Consider the following 23,614-nt stretch of genomic DNA (forward strand, 5'->3'; position numbering starts at 1 on the left):
TGCCCTATTTAAACATAGAAATTTTTATTATCGGGATTCATGATGATTAAACGTGAACAAGAAATGCTGGAACAGTTAGCAAAAGCATTTACAGACGAATTATCTAAAACAGCCCGTATCGATTTAGTGTTTTCCTCCCTTTTTGAACTGGATAAAATTCAAAAAGGTCAAACAGCTGAACTGTCTAAGGCTCAGCTTATAGAAATAAATAGTGACGTTGTGACGCAAATAGTATTGAAGCAAATTGCAGCTGCAGCAGAAACAGATAATGCGGATATAAAAGCGATTAGAAGCATACTGACACAAATAATAAGAGGACCTGAATCCTTTGGTTTAAGTGGAAAAATGCGTTCTTTTTTTCTTCCCTTTATTGAAACGTTCATTGCTTCTAAAAACGAAGTGATGGATCATGAAACCGATCTCGTACTGTTATACCAACGCGATTGGATGACAAGAAAAGTACTTTCCATCCAAGATTTAGGTGCAAATGCAGAAGACGCACAAATATTTGTTGATGCACTAAGAATAGGAAATTACGCGATTACCTCAAAATTTGCCCGTTGGGTAACCCAAAAATACAGTGATGTGACATTAAATCCCGAACGAAATTTTATTGGTGCAGAAGATATTTTTCCTCTTGTTGCCTATGAGTTGGCACAAACTGATATTTGTGCTGCAGATATAGCTGCCATTATGTACATGTATGATCATACTACAGAAGATAATCAATATACTGCCTCCCTTATGTTTTCAGGGGTACAGACTTCGCTTAATCGACAATCAGCACTTCAAAGAGCACATAAGGAAGACAGCCCATCACAAATTTTGATGAGAATGCGCACGGAACATAATGTGTTCTTAAAAAAAGAAAATCCTGTGCGAAGTTTGATTAAAGAGGGGCTATCCTATGATCCCGAAATAGATTCAGTTGATCTAAGAGAATATTATAAACAGAATCAAATCACAGCTTTTGCAAAAAGAAACAGGGATTCTATTACGACTAATTTAATTGTATTAAATATCAAAAGAGCCAGTCCCGAAGAAGTTAATACCTTATTAGCCATCAAAAAGCATATCATTCAATACATGAACTACACAGAAGCCAATCCACCAGAGAAGCCGCAACAAACCTACATAAACCGCTTAAAAGCGGCAGAGGGGATGCTGGAGATACTTCAAAAAGGCGGTACAATAAAAGACGACATCATTCCAGGAATAAAAGCCCAAGCAAGTATCATTGCAAATAATAAGCCAGGCTTAAGGGAATTGGGTTTTTTAGGTTGGTTGCATAGTTTGACAGATCACCATAAACCCCAAACATGTATAGAAACCTCCGAGACCCTAAAAGCCATTAATTCAATTGTAGCGTCCAATGTGGGTGAATTGCCTAAAGAAAACCTAATCAAGCAAATGAACCATAATCCCCCTCCTAGTGACAAGCTTAGTAATACACATACAATTCAATATCGCTAATGTCAGAATTATTACTGCCTCTCTGTTATCCATGCATGACCAGTCTAGGCCATGGCGCATTGAAAAATACGTTATGATTCATATGAATTCTTTTGATTATGAAAACCGCATGCAAAAGGAGCTAATTCGGAAAAGCACGCTCGAAAGATTCGTCGGGCCAAGGCCCGACATACATTATGGTGTGAATTTCGAGGTATTCTCTTGAACCACTTGTGCAGCATCATCGATGTCTTTGAGAAATTTAGCTTTATTTTGTACAACCATAATTTCATCGGGTTTTACGGAGTACACTTCATAATCTTTCGCAGCTAACTCTTCTTTTAATTTTGCCAGTTTTTCAACATCATTTTCTTTTGAAGTAATTACACCGATTCTATCACCATTTTTTTCCATTAATCGAACTCGGTATGCAGTACTGTATGCTCGGGAAAAAGATTGAAAAAAAGTAGGGCTTTTTGATACAAATAATCTCGTCATCATAATTATGGATACTCACTTAAATTAATAAAATGCTAACCTTAAAGAATAAAACATTCTAACAAAATTTAACCATATTATCAAATTTACACTCACCAGACTATTCTATCTTCATGATATTTAAATAATTTTTGAGAATATAAAGCTTATACTTCCTAAATTTCTGACTCTCATTTTTTTCTGTATATCCGGAGTAATTGAATTTAACAAATAAAGTACTATTATTTTAATATGTGATCATTATGACTGGTATTTAATCATGACAAGAAAAAAAGGTATAGGACTTTTTATACAAGGTTTAACTGCAATAAGTAGAAAAAATTTTTCCGTTGATAGTTTTTTTTCCCTAACCTCCTCCATGTGGGGCGAAATACCCAGCGAAATACTCCAGAAAGGAGGAGACTATATCCCCATTTCTTATGGAGGAAGCGTCCTTACAGTAGAGAATGCCCTCCCCAAAATAAAAACGCTGGGTACGAGCAGGTTTCTCGCTCGAACGATGAGCATGGAGCAGTTTAAAGAAAGCCCGTCGCTTAAGATTGGCGAGACAGAGGTTCCGCTAGGTTTATATGGTGGCAGCCAGCTTGTTGAATACGATGATTCAGGTAAAATCGATAAGAAAGAAACCGCAAAAAATTTTGCAGGCCACCATAACCCGGAGAGCGCAGAAAAATATAAAGGACATGCGATATCGTGTTCGGATGAATATACAATTTATAGCATTATATCCATGGTGGCAGGAAGATCGAGCGTTGTTTTGATTGATCCAACAGCTCTTCCTAAAACACATAGATATGAACAGCTGCCGCCTGACCTGCAACCCTCATATGATCCCCATGGAACTCCCTCGCATTATGCCTATGAAAAGGAAACAACCATACAGGGAATACCTTCTATTTTTATCCCTGGTCGTTTAGATAGACAAGGTTTACGGGTAGTTTTAGCGACCAATCCCTATTTTATTGATATGCAAAGTAAATCCACTCCCCAATCCGTCAAAGATAAAGCACACATAGCATGTTCTGCTTATTTAAACTTTATGACTGAAGTAAGAACCGGTAAACCAATTCCTGGGATGGATAGCGTTTCAAAAAAAGAAGTTCGAGCTTTACAAATGGCTGCCATTTTAGAAAATATGCAAGCAAATCTTGAAATATTGCCTATGAGTAGCAAAGATAAAGATATTTATTTCATAATTTATCAAGATTTAAAAAGTAAAGCACCTCCACCGAGTAAAAAAACGTACAAGGCAATAGAGGTAGTAGAGGAGGTTGAAGAAATGGAAAAAGAAACAGATAAATTAAAATCAGAAACTGAAGGGCGGGAAAGAGATATGGATGAAGAGGAAGGAAGCTCTTTCAAGCATAAATGATTTAACAAATAATTAAATAATCATTCTCCCAATCAGAAATAATCGCTTTTTTAGGATTATGGCATGGGAGAAGCACTATGAGCTTTTCAACTTCCAGGCTCTTTTAATCTGAACACTATTGCAAGAAGCACCACCACTGGAATGAAATGCAAAACCTAATCTTAAAAACCGTTAGAATCAATACATTCACCTAATGGTGTCATGCAAACAGAATTGCCGTGAAAAATAATTTGATTTGTCGGGCCAAGGCCCGACTCATGTTTTATATAAATAAATACTATTTCATAAAATCAACCGGTTGTGGAAAGCTTAGGTAATTCTTAGTCAATTGCTTTTCTTTTTGTTGGTTTGGATTAGCATTTTGACACCACTCGTTTGATTTAGGATGTTTCTCGCCATTGCTCCTGGTTACAATGCAAGATTGCTTATTGACAATGGCCGCTTTATTCGTCGGACATTGTGAAGGATCCATGCCATCCGGACACAGCGCAAACTGAGTATTGACGACAAAGGTATACACATTATCATTTAAATCAGTAAAACGTACCTTGATAGGATATGAATCGACCGTACCCACTCTGAATCCAGCGATTTGACTGTTTTCAGGCATAATAACGTTTTGTTTGACTTGCTGACAATTCGAATCATTAGCGTCCTGATTAAATACACATACCCCATATTTTTTAAGCAAGGGTTTATTCACCTGCTCAACCATAGGTTGAGGCACACCAATCGCCACAGAAAAGCCATCTGCATAGTTGAACTGTTGTTGATTTTCAAGACCATTAGCCCCGCCAACAGTAAAAATCAATCCATCTCCTAGCTCGCTCATGAAGCCAACCGCATCATCAACAGAGAATCCATAAGCATCCATAGAAAGATAGTCTTTATCATGAATCAGTTGAACATAGGGGTTGAACAATAATTCAGGGGTAATATTGGTTCCTTTGTAATTATACTGTAAATCATGAATGTACATCGATTGTATCTTAGCATGATCCCACCCTGGAATTTTAGTTTCAGCCAATGGGTTAGCTCCAGCACCACACCCCTCGTTGAAAGGAACCCAACCATAGATGTGTTTAATTGCCTCCCAGTAGTTAAAGGGAGCAGGATCCACGCCAGGTGTTAAGTTACACCTTTTATCAGTATACATTTGCAAGTACTGCTGATGATTTTGTTTGAAAAACTGCTGTAACGCCCCAAGTTTTTCTTTTAAATCGTGTGGGCAATTTATCTTTTGGGTGACGTATTTACTGACATCTTCATTCCAGTTGACGCAAGAGCCCCATAAATTTTGCATACGCTGCACCGACTCACCATAGTGAAGTGATTTTTTTTGCTCCTCACTACATTCTCCTTGAATACAGGACAACACAGTCAATACAGGCGGAAAACCATCTTTTGGCTTGACCGGCACATCATCCTCAGGAGGCAAAGTACCAGAACGCTGCGCAAAAATATTATAACCTCCCGGCAATTTCAATTCATTCAAATTATAAACTGGCCAGCCTTGTCCTATAGTAGTTTTCAGAAATGAATCAAGATGGTTTCTAAATGCAGTCAAAGACTGTGCTGATCCGCTATAGCCAATATAGGGATTATTTTTGGGGCCTATAGCAACCGGCATGTAAACATGGTCCACATACGAAATGTTATAACCCACATTCTCTGGTTTTAATATCCGTACTGATTGCCTGGGCGGTATAATCGAATCACCAAAAGTATACTCTGATAACTGTGCGTATATATTTTCCGGAAATTGGACATCGCTGGAATAAGTACTCAATTTGCATTCAGTGTTTTGTCCCTGACACGTAACACCAGCAGGGGGAGTCGTCAAAGCTGTATCTTTTCCATGACGCAGCCTGTCGTTTTTATCGGCCAACACAACACGCCCACCATTCCACCAGGTAATGTAACGATCCTTCGCTAACTCACTATATAATGGTAATGTAATCGTTACCGATGAGCCGGGGGCTATTCCCGTATCTTCGTTGACGTACAATTTATAAACATATTTAGTTGGATAAGGTTCCGCAGTACGAAAACATCCCTGAATCCACTCATTTACCTCATTTTTACTGGTTGCCAAAACTGGGTAAATTGTCGTATTTTCGGAATTGTTATAAATAGTTATCGTCTTTGGTTTGACCGTCATTGAGTTTCCATTATAATCTTTGCACACAATGCTCTCAGCAACAGAAATTTCCGCCCCCAATGACAAAACAACAGCCCCTGAAGCAACAATCAGAGTTTTCAACATAAATGGTATTCCTTTAATTACTTGGAGAGAATATAACACGCGCTGTATTTTTACAGAGTCACAAATGTGAATTTAACAGTTCTTTAACAAAAACACGGATCGGGTATAAAAAAATTCTATTATGAAATACTGCATCTTCTTCTGTATCCAAATTTCAAAGCAGTATATTGAGAAAATACGAGTTTCTATGCATACTTGTACTTCTTTTATCATTCAACTATTATTATGATGCTGTTTCCTTGGCTGTTTAATGAGCTGTTTTTAATATATGGAGATTGAAAATGGATAAAAAACGAAGCTTAATTATTGCCGCTACAGCTGCCGCGTTGTTTACTTCAGGCATTTATGCCTCTTCCGCCCTCGACAGTAATGGGGCTAATGCTAACTCACCTACCAATCTAGCAAAAAACAATTGTAATGGTAAGAACAATTGCGGTGGCAAAAACGGCTGCAAGGGTAAAAATTGCTGCAAAGGTAAAAATGGCTGCAAAGGCAAAAATGGCTGCAAAGGTAAAAATAGCTGCAAAGGCAAAAATGGTTGCAAAGGCAAAAATGGTTGCAAAGGCAAAAATGGCTGCAAAGGTAAAAATAGCTGTAAGTCATAATGTGTCACCGTGAATTGATGTCCCAAACAAGACATCAATTCACCTCTAACAATAGATTTTCCCGTCTCTAGGAAAAAAACAGATGGAAAAAACCACACAGACCCGATCTAAAAAATATTTGCCCCTAGGAATGGGATTAGGTTTGCGAGCGGAGCATTACAGTTATATTTTAGAGCACACTCCGAAAGTAGAGTGGTTTGAAATTCTCACCGAAAATTACTTGGTGGATGGGGGAAACCCTCTTTACTACTTAGATAAAGTGCGTGAAAATTATCCTCTTGTAATGCATGGCGTATCACTATCAATTGGCAGCCCAGATCCTCTGAACCTTGAATATCTTAAGAGGGTAAAACAATTGGCAGACAGGATTCAACCCAAATGGATTTCTGATCACTTATGCTGGACTGGTGTCCATCAACGCAACATGCACGATTTATTACCTCTACCTTACACAGAAAAAATCATTACTCATATTGTTGAACGAGTTAAATACGTACAGGATTTTTACCAACAACAAATATTGCTTGAAAATGTATCCAGTTATATCACTTACAAAGAATCTGCAATGACTGAATGGGAGTTTCTCTCGGAAATAGCCAATCGCGCAGATTGTTTCATTTTATTAGATCTAAATAATATTTATGTAAGTTCATATAATCATGGCTTTAATCCTGAAACCTATTTGCAAAACATTCCGGTTGAACGCGTACAACAATTTCATTTAGCTGGACATCAAAATTGTGGGGATTACATTATTGATACACATGATCATCCAGTCATAACAGAAGTGTGGGACCTGTACGCGCAAGCGATTAAACGATTTGGTGAGGTATCAACGATGATTGAGCGTGATGATCGTATTCCACCCTTTGAAGAATTATGGCAAGAATTAGAATATGCAAAAGCAATCAAGCTAAGTTGTTTATTGAATGAAAAAACGGATTTAGCATATGAAACTTACTGAATTACATACCTTATTACAAGACTCTATTCTGACCTCTGAACCGCTCATTAATCCTTATCTTGATTCTCCACCTAAAGGATCTATTGCAGACAGAGTAGCTATCTATGCCGATGGCTTTTATGCACGATTAGAAGAGGCTTTAATGAGTGACTATAGTACATTAGCCGCGATAATGGGTGAAAATAAATTTAGTCAAATGAGTCAAAGCTATACTCATGCATATCCATCGTACAACTATTCACTTAATAATTTTGGAGAAAATCTCAGTCAATTTTTAACTGAAACTCTACCCTATAAGAAAAAACCCCATTTAGCTGAAATTGCGGTATTTGAATGGGCTGAATATCAAGCCATTGTAGCTCGTGATGCACATTTATTATCTGCAGCTGATTTGCAATCTGTGCCATTAAGTCAATGGCCAGAAATGAAATTCCATCTGCATCCATCCTGTAAAATACTTACCATGCATTGGAATAGTCTTTCTCTTATTAAAGCATCACGTAGCAATAAATCCATTCCTGCTCCCAGGAAACTCAAAAACCCACAATTCATAATGATCTGGCGTCGTCAACTTGAAGTACGATACCGTAAGCTAGAATATCCAGAACGAACCATGCTCAATGCAATAATACAGGAAGCATCGTTTATGGATATTTGTGAGATGCTAAGCCATCAGCTGCCTGAAGATGAAGTTGCACGTTATCTTGTAAGGGAATTGCATGCATGGATTCAGGAAAATTGTCTTATAAGTGACTGTTAACAAAAAACAGAGGCTCCCTTATCCTAGCCCCAGGCGCCTCTATCTAACTCATTCATTTTGATTCTAAAATGAACTCAAGGATAACCCATGAAATGACATATTTGGTCTATAATGTACTATTAGAATCGTCCTTCAGTTAAGAGTTTGTATGACTTTTTGAAGGGTTTGGTGGTTGTACTACTGGAAAATAAATTTCATAACGCAGCACATTTGATATTGTATCTATTCGTATTTCATAAGGAAGGAAATAATGAAAAAATCAAAAATGGTAAATGAATTTGCTATGCCAGCACCACGATGGATAAGAACCTACCCTTGTGGACCCTATCGATTTATCAATCGTGAATTTTTAATCATCACTTACGAAACTAATCCTGAATTGCTTGAAGATATATTACCGCCTGGACTGGAACTACTTGAACCTCATGTGAAATTTGAATTCATTAGGATGCCAGATTCAACAGGATTTGGTGATTATACAGAATCTGGACAGGTAATTCCGGTTCGGCATAAAGGGGAAGAAGGCGGTTTTACTATCTCGATGTTTCTTGATTGTCATGCGCCTATTGCTGGCGGTCGAGAAATTTGGGGGTTTCCAAAAAAACTGGCCAAACCAAAATTATTTGTTGAGGAAGATGTATTAATCGGCTTGCTTGATTATGGCAGCTTACGAATTGCCACTGCGACTATGGGCTATAAACATCATGAAGTGGATCCCAAAGCAATATTAAATTCCATGAAAAAGCCTACTTTCCTTTTAAAGAATATACCAGGCGTTGATGGCACTCCTCAAATTAACCAGCTCACTAAAACCTATCTAGAGGATGTAACAGTAAAAGGAGCGTGGACTGGACCTGGTAGTTTGGAACTACACCCCCACGCGTTAGCACCAATTGCTGCGTTGCCCGTTAAAAAAATTGTATCGGTAGTGCATTTTATTACTGATTTAACCTTACCTTATGGGACTGTAGCTGAGGATTATTTGAGTTAGATTGTCACGCATCAGTAAAAACTTTGCTATGTCGATAGGGAGATAGAAATGTCGAAAAGAAAAAAAATAAATCTAGCCCTGCAGGGTGGCGGCGCTCATGGAGCGTTTACCTGGGGTTTATTAGATAAACTTCTTGAAACAAAGTTATTTACTATTGAAGGCATTTCCGCAACCAGTGCCGGCAGTATGAATGCAGCCGCTCTTGCATATGGTTATCTTCATGGAAAAGAGGAAGGAGCAAGAGAAGCATTGTATGATTTTTGGCTTGCAATGAGTGATTATGGAAAATTATTCGGCATCACGGCGAGAACACCCATCGATTATTTCATGGCGCCTTTCTCAAAAACACCATTTAGTTTTTCTCTATTTAGCTCAATTATTAGCCTTTTATCTCCCTATCAATTCAATCCTTTTAATTTCCATCCTATTCGAGATGTTTTGGAAAGAATAATTGATATAGAGCAAATCAAAACTAAAAGTAATATTAAACTTTTTATCTGTGCCACTAATGCTCGAACCGGTAAAATCCGTATTTTTGATAATAATGAGTTATCTATAAACACTCTTTTAGCCTCTGCCTGTTTGCCCAAATTATTTCAATCAATTGAAATCGATGGAGAGTTTTATTGGGATGGAGGATATTTGGGGAATCCTGCTATTTTCCCTCTGATTTACCAAACAAGCTGTAGAGATATCTTAATTTTTCATACAGTACCTATTGTACGTAACGAAATTCCAGTAACTGCGGCAGAAATAGATTCGCGTTTAAGAGAAGTCTCCTTTAATTCTTCTTTGATGCGTGAAATGCGAGCCATTGGCTTTGTCAGCAATTTGATTTCAAAAGGACAGTTAAAAAAAGAATTCGAAAAGAATTATAAAAAACTGTTTATGCATTGCATTCGTGCTGACGAAGATTTGCGTGATTTCCCTCTTTCAACTGTATACTCTCCTGATTGGGAGTTTTTAATCACCTTGCGTGATTTGGGGAGACAGGAAGCAAGCCATTGGATTGAAAAAAATTATGACAATATTGGAAAAAAATCCACTATTGATTTTGCTGAATGGTTATAGAGGACATCATGTAATAAGCAAATAAGAAGAACCATGCCCACTTAAACGGTGAATATGAAGTGAGTATTGTTCTTCTAGAGTGAATAACTTGCTTATAACTTCCGTAAAGACAAAAAAATAGAATTAATTTTTAACGAAGCGTTTTATCCATGTTCAATAACAACCATTTATGATAAAATTACAGCAAAAAATTTATTACATACCCAGATTAAGGAAAATGCGGCAAGAGAAATCAGAGTTATATTATGCCATCAACCCGATCTTTTTTTTCCCATCATGCCTCTTCCGCTAAGTCATTAAGTGAACGAAGGAATAGATTCCTTAAGGATAAAGAACATGCTGCCTACCAGTTAATAGTTGAAGATTATCAGCCAATTATTCAACATTACATCAATAAATACGGATTTGAAAATCTTGTTGTTTTAATTAATGGTACCACCGAATTTGGTCAAAAAATTATATCTGAGAATATCGCGGATCTTCAAAGAGATGTCGATTTATTTGAAAACGAAGACATACAATATGCCATTTTGGTTAGAAATTATTGGGTTCGGCCTTCGTCTTCAGTCCCCGCACCATTTTACTTAAATAAAGTAGATAATAAAAATACAGATTTCTCACCTAACTACGAAGAATTATATCATGCGATTAAGGAAGAATTTTTAGACGAAAATGACAGAATAAAAGATCTAAGCAGGGAAGAGCTTAAACGATTAAATCAAATATGCTTCAATTTAGGCTGTCAAAAAAAATTAGAAGAATACAGAGCGAAAATACTCGAAGATTTAAATCTTCGAAAGAAAAAAGTGTGTTTAACCAAGGAACAAGCTTTAGAGGAAATAAAAAAAATCCAAGCCAATTTAAAAGAAGGTGAGTGTGTTATTTATTTCTTTACTAATAATGTACGGGTTGGACCTGCACACTTTGAATTTGTTCAAATTAAAAAAGACGAAATAATCAAACCGGTTCATTGGTTTTTACATAATAGTAATATTATAAATAGAAATGATCTGGAAAATATCTTTATCTCAGATATTTCTGATTTTATATCGCCTTACCTCAAACCTCAATATTTACAACCCCAAGTCGATGAGGTGAGTTGCGGCACACTGGGAATTTTATATTTAAAAGAGCTCTTAAAAAATAAAGGGCAGCAATCAGACGACTTTACATTAAGGGTCACTTTATACAAGATGCATAATCGTGAAATAGGTAAAGGTAATTTATTTTTTCCTTCACCGCATGTTCTACGCTATTCGCAATCCAGTTTTTACAACGATGTAATTTTAGCTATGCTCAAAAATGATCATGAGGTTTCCATTAAATTTAAAGGCATTAAATATAAAATAAAACCATTAAAAGTGATTTTAGAAGACTCAATTAAATTCGCTAAAAGTCAGGGAGATTTGACCGTAGCAGAAGAAAACAAAAAAATACTTAAGAACCTTCCTGCATTTCGTAAAAAATGGTTAATGGAATATGAAACTGCAATACAAAAAAGAAACGCGATGCAAGGAGATAGGTACAATTTGTATTTAGCCTATTCCAGTAGAAGAATGCAAGCATTGGCCAATCATCCCGAAGGATTACAAAAAGAGCAAGCGGACACTCCTGGACTCGAGTGTGAAAAGACAGTAAAGCGCCCTTCTCTTTTAGAGCGGATTAAAAAAAACTTACAACAAACAAAAGAGAAAAAACTTCCTAAATCCTCTTTATTTCATCCTTTAGATGCAATCACTAAAGTGGTTGATAATCCACTCTATGAAGGAAGAAATACTCGAGAAAATCCGCTTTATGAACCTCAACTGCACACTTTATAAAATAAATGTTACGAAGGCAGTATTTGATGAGAGTCAAAAAGACATCTGATACGAATTACAAAAAGTACAGCGGATCATAAAAAATAACCCTACTCCAAAAGATAATTTATTTAAAATACAGTATCATCATTTTATAGATGTAGATGGTGTTCGGCTGTTCATGATTTCAAAATGTATCTCGCCACTACAACTCACTGGAAATGGATTAAAAATACTTAGAATATATCTTCCGAGGAAAAAAGATGGATCCGGTTACACATGCAGTCTTAGGGGCTGCCTGTTCTCAAGCAATTTTATACAAACAGGATAAGCAAAATGCGTGGCTTGTCGGCGGCTTAGCCGCAATGGCTCCTGATTTGGACATATTCATTCGCTCCTCACACAACCCGATGCTTTTTTTCCTCTATCACCGCCACTTCACCCACTCTCTAATTTTTATTCCAATAGGTGCGTTAATCGTAACTTTCGCTTTCCTCATTTTTAAACGCTTTCGAGCCAATTGGAAACTTACTTTCTTCGCAGCTTTGATAGGCTATGCGACCCATGGGCTACTTGATGCCTGTACTACTTATGGAACAGTTTTATTTTGGCCATTCTCTGATACCAGAGTAAGCTGGGATATTGTTTCTATTATTGATCCCTTTGTCACTGTACCTTTATGTTTGGGGGTAGCCTCTACTCTTGTCTTTAATAAAAGAAAGCCCGTGATTATTGCTTTAATACTCGTAAGTTCATTTATGCTATTTAATATAGCTCAACATTATCGGGCAATGACGGCCGTTCATGACAGACTTGTCAGACTTCAGTTAAATGTAAAAAAAGTTGGCGTGTTTCCTAAATTCTTGAGTTCAACACTATGGAGGGGAATTGCATTAGCGAATAATCGCTTGTATGTCATTGATGCTTCAACCCCGCTTTTTAAAAAATCAAGTAGCCAGTTTATGAGAAGTTTTCCTCATTTTTCCTCCCAAGAATTACCCGATTATGTTAAAGATTCACCTTCGTTATTGCGCGATTTTATTATCTTTAATTGGTTTACCGATAACTACCTCATTTTTGTTCATAATAAACCCCTTCTGCTCGCTGATGGACGGTTTTTAATAGACGCCGATGCCACGATAGCACTTTGGGGCATCCTGTTTTTACCTGCCAAACCGCATGTGAAAGAACTGAACTCTATACCTCTAGAGAGAGATAAAAATGAGGCAGACTGACATCCGAATGTTCCGAACATTGGACTACATTCTCCGATTAATTAGGGATAAACAGCACTGTGGGTGTGACTATAATCCTTTATGGAGCTTTGTTTAAAACTGATAATTAGAGATATAATTAAAAAACGTTCTGCACTATTTCAGAATGAAAGTAAAACTATAACTATTTTATTATTCGATACAACTTATGTTTCATATTGCTCTCTACCAACCTGAAATTCCTCCAAATACGGGAAACATTATTCGCTTATGTGCCAATACTGGAGCAAAATTGCATTTAATCCACCCTCTTGGTTTTTCATTACAAGAAAAAGCTTTAAGACGCGCTGGCCTGGATTATCACGAATGGGCCTCCATTGCTCAATATGAAAATTGGGGAACATTCATTCAGCAACATCATCAAAAAAAGATTTATACATTCAGCGCTAGAGCTAAGAAATGTTACTCAAGAGTTCAATATACAGCAGAAGATATGTTTTTATTTGGACCAGAATCCAACGGATTACCTAAAGAAATCTTACAAGAATATACTTCACTCTACATTCCTATGCGCGAGAATAATCGCAGCCTAAATCTTTCGAATGCTGTGGCTGTTGTTTTATATGAAGCATGGAGGCAATTGGATTTTGCTTACGTGTAACAATCAAAATCTATTGACATCATACTACTTCCACGCGTTAAAAGATCAGTTCCTAGATCGCCTACACTGACCACATATTCTATAAAATGAAATTGTATTCATTCTTATTGACAAGGAACACCCAAATCATTTATATTCAATCAATGAATAATTAGTGAATATAAATTCAATATGAATCATTTTTTAAAACTATTAATACTAACAACATTTATCTTTATGTCTGCATGTGGAAAAAAAGATGAAAGATCGCTGCATTTCGCCACTGCAGCAGAATATCCACCTTTTGAATACAGCGATCATGGAGAGATAAAGGGTTTTGATATTGATTTAGCAAAACTCATTGCTAAGGAACTTGGAAAAAACGCTGTTTTTGACAATATGCAATTCAGTACGGTCCTTCCTGCAATAAGCTCCGGACAAGATGATATTGCTATAGCTACAATCTCGGTTACTGATGCTAGAAAAGTCAATTTTGATTTCTCTGAACCCTATTATTTTGAAGGCATGGCCTCTGTGTATCACTCGGATCAACCCGTCACAACACCCAGCCAACTTAAAGGAAAAAAAGTAGCAGTACAACTTGGAAGTATTATGGAAATTTGGTTGAGAGAAAATTATCCGCAGATTGAAATTACTACACTGGATAATAACAATCAGGCTGTTGAAGCATTAATTGCCGGCCATGTTAATGTCGTTTTAATGGATGGAGCTCAAGGAAAGATCTTTAGTAAAAAAGACGCAAAACTTTCTTATTCTGTAATTGCTAAAGCAGATCATGGATACGCATTAGCTGTTAAAAAAGGCTCTCCGTTGACAATAAAAATTAATAAGGCGTTACAAAAACTTAAGGCAAATGGAGAAATTCAAAAGCTGGAGAATATCTGGTTAAGGGATTCATTATGAATAAATTAATTCGAGGACTTTTCTTCATTTGCAAAAGAATAGTCTTACTTTTGTTACACACAAAGTTACAAAGTAGCTGCCTGAATTGCACTGCGATATCACATCGCTCTCTGAGCAACAAAAGCCAAATACTGTTTATTTACTGCTTTACCAAGGAGGCTAAATATGTCCCATTCTCCAGTTAAGAATACTTTAGTTAAAAGTGATCATTCCAAACCTATTAGTGAAGTAACAACCAATACGTTTGTGATTAATCTACAACAAGCTATATTTGATCTTGAAACAGGAACCCATCATGCTGAAGCGCTGACCACCAAACCATCAGAAATGAGCAAAATATTACCTGCGAAAAAAATAAAACACTTTCTCACAGGAACTGAATTAACTACTGAAGAATTGAAACATGTTTTGGAAAAAGCTAAAGCGCTGAAACAAACACCTTCCTTTTACAGCCAATCGCTACTCAATAAAAGCCTTGCCATGATTTTTGAAAAACCTTCTTTTCGAACTCGCTTAAGTTTTGCTATGGCCATTCAAAGCATGGGGGGAATAGCCATCGAAAGCGTGGGCAACACGCGAAAACAGGAAACTCCGTCAGATATGGCTCGAGTTTTAAACGGTTATGCTGATTTTATTATGGTGAGAACTCATGCGGATGAGATGTTATCGGAAATGGCTGCTTATGCAAAAGTGCCCGTAATTAATGGTCTTTCGGCGTTACATCATCCATGCCAAATTCTTGCCGATTTACTCAGTCTATGGGAACAATTCGGCTCACTTGACGGGCTTACTGTTGCTTATATTGGTGATGGGAATAATATTCTTCATAGTTTGATGCTGCTTGCACCTCAATTAGGAATAACGATTAATTACTGCTGCCCTAAATCCCGTCAGCCTCATGATTCGCTTATCAAACAAGCACAAGGCATTAAAAAGGATATGATTTATAATTTTTCTAAACCTGAAGAAGCAGTTAAAAATGCGGATGCAGTTTATACTGACGTTTGGACCAGTATGGGCTTTGAAGATCAGGAAAATGAGCAAGCCTTCCAAGGATTCCAGGTGAATGAAAAGTTGATGTCTTATGCGAAACCTGAAGCAGTATTTATGCATTGCATGCCTATGGAACGAGGAAAAGAAGTATCTGAAACTTTGCCGGACAGTCCTGCTTCCATTATCTTTACACAAAGTGAAAATAGGATGCATGTGCAAAAAGCATTAATGTTATTTCTAAACTTATAATCTATTTTTAACAGGAGCTTTATTCAATATAAATAAAAAATTTGTAATTACATTAAAGATAAATGAATTTATAATGATGAGTTTGCTGATAACTTCAGAAAATTCACCAATGTAACGGGTGATTATCAAAAATATGGATAGACATAAAAATGATGGTATCTTTACAAAAGGAATCACCTGAAATAGAACAATTCTTCCTAGGTATTATCGACACAGCAATTGCCATATCAGAGGCAGATTTTGGGAATATTCAATTAATTAATCTTGCAACTCAGAAATTAAAAATTGTCGCCCAATGCGGATTTCCGCAATACTGGCTGGATTATTGGGAAAATGTTTCTAAGGGGCAGTCTTCCTGTGGAAAAACACTGGAATATAGGGAAAGAATCATCGTTGAAGATATTTGCCAAAGTCCCTTCTTTGAAGGTAAAGATTTAGAGATTCAATTAAAAGCAAGTATTAGGGCGGTGCAATCTACTCCATTAATCAATCGTGCAGGTAAGATAATTGGCGTTTTTTCTACCCATTATAAAAGACCTTTCAAACCGGATATACGTATACTTCGCTTACTTGACTTGCTTGCTCGACAAGTAGCAGATTCAATTGAGCAAATAGAATTACAGCAGAAACTTAAGAAGCGAGAAGAAGAACTAAAACGAGCTGTTTCGATTAGAGAAGAATTTATTTCCATGATTAGCCATGAATTAAAAACTCCTTTAACCGGCCTTAAAATTGCCACCCAATTAGGCCAAAGGATCATGGAGCAAGGAAAGCTGACTGAAAGTAAGCTCAGCAAATTATTCGATACATGGTTGGAAGAATTAGGAACATTTGAAAATTTGATTGGCACAATGTTGGATGTGACCATTATTTCACAGGGACGATTGAGTTTTAATTGTCGAGAATTGGATTTAAACGATGTAATCATGAAAATCGCAGAACGATTCTATAACCAAGTCTCTTATCAAGGTATGTCGCTTATTGGATATTGGGATCCTTATCGGATCGAACAGATAGTGACTAACTTAGTGGCTAATGGAATAAAATATGGAAGAGAAAAACCAATCGAGGTAGAACTTTTTGCCGTGGATGCGGAAAATTTTAAATTAATTGTAAAAGATTATGGTTTTGGTATTGCGCCAGAAGATAAAGAAAGAATTTTTAATAAATTTGAGCGAATTAATAACACTGATGCAGTAAGTGGAACGGGACTAGGTCTCTACATAGTCAAACAAATTGTAACCGCACAAAACGGAAAAATTGATTTAGAGAGTAAAATAGGCTCAGGTTCAACTTTTACTATTACTTTGCCGTTACACGCTTCCCAGGAAAGTAATAAATGAATAAAAAATATATCCTGCTTATTGAAGATAATGAATCCATTCGAAAGTCTTTAGTGTGGGCGCTTGAAGAAGAAGGTTATCCGATTATTACGGCATCTAATGGCAAACATGCTTTAAATTCATTAGAAAAAGAACCCTTGCCTTCGTTAATTATTCTAGATTTAATGATGCCAGAGATGGATGGTTGGACATTTCGTGAGCAACAAAAAAAGAATCCGCAAACTCGTGAGATTCCTACCATAATTACATCGGCGAGAAATCGTTTAGATGAAATTTTGCACCCTTTTCCTAATGAATTATTGTTCCCTAAACCCTTTGACATAAACAATTTACTAGAGGTAATCGAGCAAAAAATTTCTTTTTAATTTAGTCTATTAAGCAAGCCTGGCTGCTTGCAGCTGAATCCTCTACTCATCGCTGAAAAACCAGTCCAGGTCTATTTCAACATTCTGCTCCCACAACTTGTTCCTGAGCGGTCTACGTGAAATTTAAATGTAACTTTATATTTTTAAATGAACTATACTCAATGTTCTACGTATTGCGCTTTATGCGCGGTATCCAGCACAATGGCCCATCCTAATCAGAACCTTTTGTGACTCAATAAACATCCTCTGGATACCACGCATAAAGCGCAGTATGTAGGGGGTTAAATTTCACACTCAAGAACAAATCGTGTGAGCGGAAGTAGACAGAGATGTGCTCAAGAGACAACTGCTTGCAGCCAGGATCCGTCGGAAATATATTAAAAAAATCCTGGTTACGAACCACATTCTATAAATTACGTCGCTACTTATTTCTTATGAAACAAGATAAGATAAGGATACTACTCTAATATCCTTATAAACTTAAAAGGAAAAGTTCACATGGTAGTTATCTATTACCAAACTGACTCGCGCATACAATCCCAAGCGCTTAATGATGAGAATAAGCATCTACTTCAAGATGCACTATGGATCGATTTACTCGATCCAACAAAAGAAGAAGAAAAAATAGTAGAAACTCAATTAAAAATTGAGATTCCTACTAAAGAAGAGGTTGAAGAAATTGAACCATCCAGTCGATTGTATGTTGAAAATAATATCTTATATATGACCGCAACAATGGTCGCCCTATCCGATTTACCTGAAGTTAAAACAGAAGTAGTCGCGTTTATACTCACTAAAAAATGCTTAATTACCTTACGTTATATTGAACTTCATCCGTTTAAATTATTTACAAAAAAATTATTACGTTCTAAAGCAAAAGATTACAATGCAAAAGCTCTATTAATCGGTTTGTTAGACGCTGCTGTAGATAGACTTGCGGATATCTTAGAAAAAATAGGCGGAAAGTTTGATGAAATATCAAAAATTATTTTTCATGCCAAAGATAATAAGCACACAACAGCTGAAACCAACTATAAGCATATATTGCAATACATAGGAGCAAATGGTGACCTTGGTACTAAAGCCAGTGAAAGTTTAATATCTTTCACTCGTTTAATATCTTATTTTGAGCAAAATAACACAGATATTCCCAAAGAATTAATGACTTATCTCACCATTATCCAAAAAGATATTAATGCTCTTCGAGAACATGCAAGCTTCCTTTCTACTAAATTCAGTTTTTTATTGGATGCCACTCTGGGTATGATTAATATAGAGCAAAATAATATAATTAAAATTTTCTCAGTTGCAGCAGTTATTTTCCTGCCGCCAACGCTTATAGCAAGCATCTATGGGATGAATTTTACTTATATGCCTGAGATACGCTGGTATATAGGTTATCCTCTTGCAATACTCATGATGTTTATTTCCGCATTATTGCCATTTAGTTATTTCAAAAAGAAAAAGTGGCTATAAATTTTGACTCGAGGTCAAAAAATTATCTGTATTTTTGCAATGCTTCAATTCGTTTTTCAAGTGGAGGATGGCTTGAAAAAAGAGCAAACCAGCCATCATGACTTGATATTTTCATGGCTTTAAATGCCGGTGCACGATTATCCTCTGGTGTTTTATCCATAAGTTGCTGCAAACGTTGTAAGGCTTTTATCATTTTGTCTTTACCGACGTATTGTGCAGAACCTCTATCTGCTCGAAATTCGCGATAGCGCGAAAACCACATCACAATTATGGAAGCAAGAATTCCAAACAGTAATTCAAAGATAAGGGCGACACCATAATAAACGAAACCACCTTGTACCCCTTCATCATTGTCCCTTCGGAAAAACTGCATCACAAAAAATGCAGCAATACGGGCAAAAAAGATTACAAAGGTATTTACTACACCTTGAATTAAAGTGAGAGTTACCATATCACCATTAGCAACATGAGAAATCTCATGTCCTAAAACACCTTGTACTTCTTCTTCATTCATTGCATTGAGCAATCCCGTTGAAACGGCAACAAGGGCCTTGTTTTTATTCCATCCTGTAGCAAAAGCATTGGGCTCTGGACTATCGTAGATACCAACATCAGGCATTCCAATATTTCTTTTTTGGGCTAAAGATCTTACTTCATTCATTAACCACAACTCTGATTCAGTTGTTGGTTTCTCAATGAGTTGAACATTAAAAGCATGGATTGCCATCCATTTAGAAATAAAAAGTGAAATAAATGATCCTGTGAAGCCAATAATTGCGGCAAAAATTAATAAGGCTTGATAATTTAAACCATATTGCGTCAAGTATGGGCTAACGTTGAATACACTTAGTATAAAAGAAATGACTAAGATTATAGCCAGGTTTGTAACAAGAAATAAAACGATTCTTTTAAACATAACATTATTCCTCTTTTCTTAAACCTCTAATTGTTATTCCTCTTCCTTATCTTAATTATAGATTGTTCTATGATTTTGGTAGGTTTATTTTTTGTCACTTCAATATTAGAGCTCTTTTCAACCTCCTGTCTCTTGAGCACATTTCTGCCTACGCCCCGGATCCCGCGAACAAGCCCTGAGAGAACCACACGAAATTTGAATGTTTTAAATGAACTATACTCAACGTTCTCAACGTACTACGCTTTATGCGCGATACGTTGAGGAGTAAATTTCGCGTGGATCGCTCAGGAACAAGTCGTGGGGCAGAACGTCAGAATAAAGTTGAACTGGTTTTCAGTGATGTACAGAAGATTCAGTTTCAAACTCACAGGGAAAATGAAGTGCCGCGCTTATTGGAATACAACGATAAGTACTATTTTTAAAATTAGGATACATCTGTGTTGGCATCATAAATTTGGAATAATAGAACTAAATGTGCCATATTAATAATCTGTTGTATTTTCATAAATTAAAAGGAGTTTTTTATGAATTATGTGGATGGATTTGTTGCTGCAGTACCGAAAGCTAATAAAGCACAATACATTGAACATGCAACAAAAGCTGCTGTAGTCTTTAAAGAACATGGTGCCTTACAATTGGTTGAATGCTGGGGGGATGATGTTCCAGAAGGCAAAATTACTTCTTTTCCAATGGCAGTGAAGTGCAAAGAAGATGAAATAGTCGTTTTTTCATGGATTCTTTGGCCATCGAAACAAGTTCGTGATGAGGGAATGAAAAAAGTCATGGAAGATCCCCGCTTAAAACCAGATAGTAATCCCATGCCTTTTGATGGCAAGCGTTTGATTTATGGAGGATTTAATATGGTTGTTAAGGTCTAACAGGATGCAAGAGTCCTAATGAAAATTGCACAGAAACATTAGCTTTTGCTAAGCCTGTTTTGATAACCGATTTTACTCCTACCTAATACATTATTGGATAAGAAAACTTACTAACATAGTTCTAGGCAATTTTAAGCTTTTTTTAAGAGTTTTCAGTTTTTGAAAATATTAGAAACAAGGATCTTATAATGTTACCCCCTAAGCTTTAGACAAGACGCCGGTGAACGAGGCGAAGAAATGTATAGCCGAGTGAGCTTGCAACGCAGTATCAAGTTTAATGGGGGAGGTTATATATTAATCATTCATTTTTATCCGGAGAATTTAAATGCCTGGTCCCTACAATACACATGTAATAGTGAATGTACTCCGCTCCATTGTGAAATTAACCGCCCAAAATCCAGAGTTATTAAATACTCCTGGAGTTTTTCGAGTCGCAGGAGCAAAAGAAGAGTCACAAAGATTACTTGATCAGCTTATCCGTGAACAATTTGATGTGGATATTCTAAGCCATTATGTGATTAAAAAAAATAAAATAGATAGTTTGCATCTCCATAATATTTTAGGAATGATACCTGCTGTTTTTAAAGGCAGCCCAATATTAGATCCTGCAGATAGCGAGCTGGTCATCTTCTCTAAAAAATTAAAGTCTTTATTGAAGGTTCAAAAAGAAGAAGATCTTATAAAAGCAGGTGAATTATTCGATGAGTTTATTCGTGCTCTATTACGTTCGAAAAGAATAGATCATCAACGCGCAGGAGAAATTCTTGATCATTACTGCTATTTAATGCATCAAGCAGGTACGTTCCAAGATACCAATCTCATGACGTACAATAATCTTGCCATTATTATGGCTCCCCGTTTGACCGAAGTTTTAAATCTCTTCCTTGAAACAGATTTTTTGGGACTCAGTGGATTTATAAGCCAGTTAACTCCTGTATTAGAAAATTACATTACAGATAAAAAATGGAACTATGATTTTAAAAAGCGTCATACTGATAAATTGGAGCATTTAGCAAGCACTAGAGATTCTATACGTGAACAATTAGAACATATGAAAGAAGCTTCCAAAGAAGCAGTAACGGTTCCCATGAAAAGTTTGATGCTGCAAACATCAACACTCAAAATCCAGATGGAGGCTATAGAAAAACAATTACTCGATCATTCCATTAAAAGAAAAGCAAAGAAAGAATTAAGTAAACAATTAAAGCCATTAAAAGAAGAAATGAATGAACTCAACCTCAGGATTGCTGAATTAATTCCTCAAATTTCATTGATTAATCGTGGATGTCAAAAAATACAAGAAGAAATCAATCTTATATCTCTTTCTGGGGATGGAGTAAGAACAGTAAGAGGTAAATCCAGTGATTCAAATCTCACCCAATTCAGCATTTTTGAGTCTGGCAGCAGCACGATCCCATCTACTCTTTTATTTCCTATTCCAGAAGAAGATGAAGTGGTTGAGGACGAAGAAACTGATTATGAGGATCAGCATACTGTTAGTTTAGGAAACCCGAAGTAACATGTATTTTTTCTCTCAAGCCAATATAATGGCAAAGGCTTGAGAGAACTTTGCAGCTAATAAACGAAAAAACTCCTATTATTTAAGGAGCGCCGCCACGTAACAGCAATACAATAATCAAAATAACAAGGATTAAACCTATACCACCACTAGGATAATATCCCCAACCGCTACTATAAGGCCAAGTGGGAAGGACAGCGAGCAAAAGAACAATTAAAACAATTAATAGAATTAAGTTCATAGCAAATTCCCTTTTTAAATGATGGTGTTATAACTATAGATTATAATTTAACAATTAGCTTTTTTTTAAATCAAAAACAACTAAGCCTTGCTTAAAAAATCATTGAACTCCTAGAAACAATTTATTCCACGATCAATTTGATTTACTATACACTCCACCTCTCAGGAGGTCTGTGAAAGATATTGAATTTTTTATATTTTTATTTATTTTTCATAGTTTTCAAATTGGTATTTCCAAATATTATTTAAGGGGTTCTAAATGCGTAAATTATTGATATCATTTTTGTCTATCCTATTTACAATATCCTATGCAACTCTAGCTAACAGTTATGGTGTTCACGAAGACCATCCTTATGATTTTGTAGTTACAAAAGATGTATATAAATTTTCTGAAATTTATCAGATTAAATCCCTCCAAAAAGAGACCTATCCTGGATCAGTAAAAAAAAGCGCATTTCGTATCCGAACAAATTATGATTTATCCAATAAAGATGGATGGCAAGCAACTGGTATTACACGAATCATTTCCTTAGGTTCTTTATATCCTTGGGCCAAAGAGATTGATATTTATGATACACGTGGCGTGCAAATTGGCTTTATTGATGGCAATTTAGCAACTCTTGAATCTGCAAAATTTACTATTTATGACTATGATGAAGCAGGAAAAGCGACTGAAATTGGCTTTGCTTATGCAAATCCAAGCTTTGACCGATTTGTCATTTTATCTTCAACTAATAACCCCCACCCAATTGCCGAATTCAATCGAAACTTTGGTGACAAAAGCTGGAATGTTTCTGTACACTACCCTGAAAAAATCGACGATCGCATCGTTCGAATTTTTGCCGGTTTTGTGATTGATTATGAAGATAAGTTTTTAGCAGGCCCAGAAGATTCAGAAGATGATGAAATTGATTATTTAAACCACTAATCAATGAGCAAAAGATTGGATGAATTACCCATCCGTCAAACCAAGAGTATTGGTGTTTCATTCTACTCAATTGCAAGTAACTCTGTCATCCCCGCGCAGGCGGGGATCCATTTCTATATTGGCAATATACTTCATCATGGATGGATTCCTG

At 36.2% G+C, this 23,614-nt stretch carries 22 protein-coding genes; 18 read left to right on the top strand and 4 right to left on the bottom strand.

Features of this window, described 5'->3' with window-relative positions:
• The first annotated feature begins 39 nt into the window (after window positions 1-39).
• Window positions 40-1,473: a hypothetical protein gene (locus DY223_RS11310; RefSeq protein ID WP_131744472.1), complete on the top strand. Its 1,434-nt coding sequence runs from the start codon at window positions 40-42 to the stop codon at window positions 1,471-1,473.
• Window positions 1,474-1,647: 174 nt separating this feature from the next.
• On the opposite strand, the gene DY223_RS11315 is transcribed toward DY223_RS11310, so the two are convergent.
• A complete protein-coding gene (locus tag DY223_RS11315; protein WP_058459513.1) occupies window positions 1,648-1,953 on the bottom strand; it encodes a hypothetical protein in 306 nt (101 codons plus the stop codon).
• Between the two features lie 256 nt (window positions 1,954-2,209).
• On the opposite strand from DY223_RS11315, the gene DY223_RS11320 reads away from it, so the two are divergent.
• Window positions 2,210-3,322 (top strand): hypothetical protein, encoded by a 1,113-nt coding sequence (locus DY223_RS11320; RefSeq protein ID WP_058459514.1) that lies wholly within the window; start codon window positions 2,210-2,212, stop codon window positions 3,320-3,322.
• Between the two features lie 277 nt (window positions 3,323-3,599).
• On the opposite strand, the gene DY223_RS11325 is transcribed toward DY223_RS11320, so the two are convergent.
• Complete coding sequence (locus DY223_RS11325; protein WP_058459515.1) at window positions 3,600-5,588, bottom strand: hypothetical protein; 1,989 nt, start codon at window positions 5,586-5,588, stop codon at window positions 3,600-3,602.
• Between the two features lie 281 nt (window positions 5,589-5,869).
• On the opposite strand from DY223_RS11325, the gene DY223_RS11330 reads away from it, so the two are divergent.
• From DY223_RS11330 to corA, 13 genes are all read left to right on the top strand, one after another.
• Window positions 5,870-6,193: a hypothetical protein gene (locus DY223_RS11330; protein WP_058459516.1), complete on the top strand. Its 324-nt coding sequence runs from the start codon at window positions 5,870-5,872 to the stop codon at window positions 6,191-6,193.
• Between the two features lie 82 nt (window positions 6,194-6,275).
• Window positions 6,276-7,157, top strand: coding sequence for an MNIO family bufferin maturase (bufB, locus tag DY223_RS11335; protein ID WP_058459517.1), 882 nt, complete (start codon window positions 6,276-6,278; stop codon window positions 7,155-7,157).
• Window positions 7,144-7,917 (top strand): HvfC/BufC N-terminal domain-containing protein, encoded by a 774-nt coding sequence (locus DY223_RS11340; RefSeq protein WP_058459518.1) that lies wholly within the window; start codon window positions 7,144-7,146, stop codon window positions 7,915-7,917. The genes bufB and DY223_RS11340 overlap by 14 nt, the downstream gene beginning before the upstream one ends.
• Window positions 7,918-8,167: 250 nt before the next feature.
• Window positions 8,168-8,908 carry an acetoacetate decarboxylase gene (locus tag DY223_RS11345; RefSeq protein ID WP_058459519.1) on the top strand — a complete coding sequence of 247 codons (741 nt, stop codon included), beginning with the start codon at window positions 8,168-8,170 and terminating at the stop codon, window positions 8,906-8,908.
• 48 nt (window positions 8,909-8,956) lie between these two features.
• On the top strand, window positions 8,957-9,979 hold the full coding sequence (locus DY223_RS11350; RefSeq protein ID WP_058459520.1) for a patatin-like phospholipase family protein: 1,023 nt from the start codon (window positions 8,957-8,959) through the stop codon (window positions 9,977-9,979).
• 245 nt (window positions 9,980-10,224) lie between these two features.
• A complete protein-coding gene (locus DY223_RS11355) occupies window positions 10,225-11,799 on the top strand; it encodes a hypothetical protein (RefSeq protein ID WP_058459521.1) in 1,575 nt (524 codons plus the stop codon).
• A gap of 242 nt (window positions 11,800-12,041) precedes the next feature.
• Entirely contained in the window at window positions 12,042-13,013 is a 972-nt protein-coding gene (locus DY223_RS11360) for a metal-dependent hydrolase (RefSeq protein ID WP_058459522.1), read from the top strand.
• Between the two features lie 187 nt (window positions 13,014-13,200).
• Window positions 13,201-13,653 carry a tRNA (cytidine(34)-2'-O)-methyltransferase gene (locus DY223_RS11365; RefSeq protein WP_058459523.1) on the top strand — a complete coding sequence of 151 codons (453 nt, stop codon included), beginning with the start codon at window positions 13,201-13,203 and terminating at the stop codon, window positions 13,651-13,653.
• Window positions 13,654-13,824: 171 nt separating this feature from the next.
• The gene (locus tag DY223_RS11370; RefSeq protein ID WP_058459524.1) at window positions 13,825-14,556 is read left to right on the top strand and encodes a substrate-binding periplasmic protein; all 732 of its coding nucleotides are present in this window, start codon (window positions 13,825-13,827) and stop codon (window positions 14,554-14,556) included.
• A 165-nt stretch (window positions 14,557-14,721) separates the two neighbouring features.
• Complete coding sequence (gene argF, locus DY223_RS11375; protein WP_058459525.1) at window positions 14,722-15,798, top strand: ornithine carbamoyltransferase; 1,077 nt, start codon at window positions 14,722-14,724, stop codon at window positions 15,796-15,798.
• Window positions 15,799-15,947: 149 nt separating this feature from the next.
• Complete coding sequence (locus DY223_RS11380) at window positions 15,948-17,141, top strand: GAF domain-containing sensor histidine kinase (protein WP_058459526.1); 1,194 nt, start codon at window positions 15,948-15,950, stop codon at window positions 17,139-17,141.
• On the top strand, window positions 17,138-17,506 hold the full coding sequence (locus DY223_RS11385) for a response regulator (protein WP_058459527.1): 369 nt from the start codon (window positions 17,138-17,140) through the stop codon (window positions 17,504-17,506). Before DY223_RS11380 ends, DY223_RS11385 begins: the two co-directional genes overlap by 4 nt.
• Before the next feature lie 498 nt (window positions 17,507-18,004).
• Window positions 18,005-18,982, top strand: a complete 978-nt coding sequence (gene corA, locus DY223_RS11390; RefSeq protein WP_058459528.1) for a magnesium/cobalt transporter CorA — start codon at window positions 18,005-18,007, stop codon at window positions 18,980-18,982.
• A 22-nt stretch (window positions 18,983-19,004) separates the two neighbouring features.
• Here the strand turns inward: corA and htpX are convergent, their stop codons facing one another.
• Window positions 19,005-19,898 carry a protease HtpX gene (gene htpX, locus DY223_RS11395; protein ID WP_058459529.1) on the bottom strand — a complete coding sequence of 298 codons (894 nt, stop codon included), beginning with the start codon at window positions 19,896-19,898 and terminating at the stop codon, window positions 19,005-19,007.
• Window positions 19,899-20,422: 524 nt separating this feature from the next.
• Here htpX and DY223_RS11400 point away from each other — a divergent pair.
• Complete coding sequence (locus DY223_RS11400; RefSeq protein WP_058459530.1) at window positions 20,423-20,776, top strand: DUF1428 domain-containing protein; 354 nt, start codon at window positions 20,423-20,425, stop codon at window positions 20,774-20,776.
• Between the two features lie 325 nt (window positions 20,777-21,101).
• Entirely contained in the window at window positions 21,102-22,295 is a 1,194-nt protein-coding gene (locus DY223_RS11405) for a hypothetical protein (RefSeq protein WP_058459531.1), read from the top strand.
• An 82-nt stretch (window positions 22,296-22,377) separates the two neighbouring features.
• On the opposite strand, the gene DY223_RS11410 is transcribed toward DY223_RS11405, so the two are convergent.
• Window positions 22,378-22,536, bottom strand: a complete 159-nt coding sequence (locus DY223_RS11410; protein ID WP_082642445.1) for a DUF3309 family protein — start codon at window positions 22,534-22,536, stop codon at window positions 22,378-22,380.
• Window positions 22,537-22,794: 258 nt separating this feature from the next.
• On the opposite strand from DY223_RS11410, the gene DY223_RS11415 reads away from it, so the two are divergent.
• Window positions 22,795-23,463 carry a hypothetical protein gene (locus DY223_RS11415; protein WP_058459532.1) on the top strand — a complete coding sequence of 223 codons (669 nt, stop codon included), beginning with the start codon at window positions 22,795-22,797 and terminating at the stop codon, window positions 23,461-23,463.
• Window positions 23,464-23,614 lie beyond the last annotated feature (151 nt).

This window comes from Legionella bozemanae (assembly GCF_900450575.1).
GTDB lineage: Bacteria > Pseudomonadota > Gammaproteobacteria > Legionellales > Legionellaceae > Legionella > Legionella bozemanae.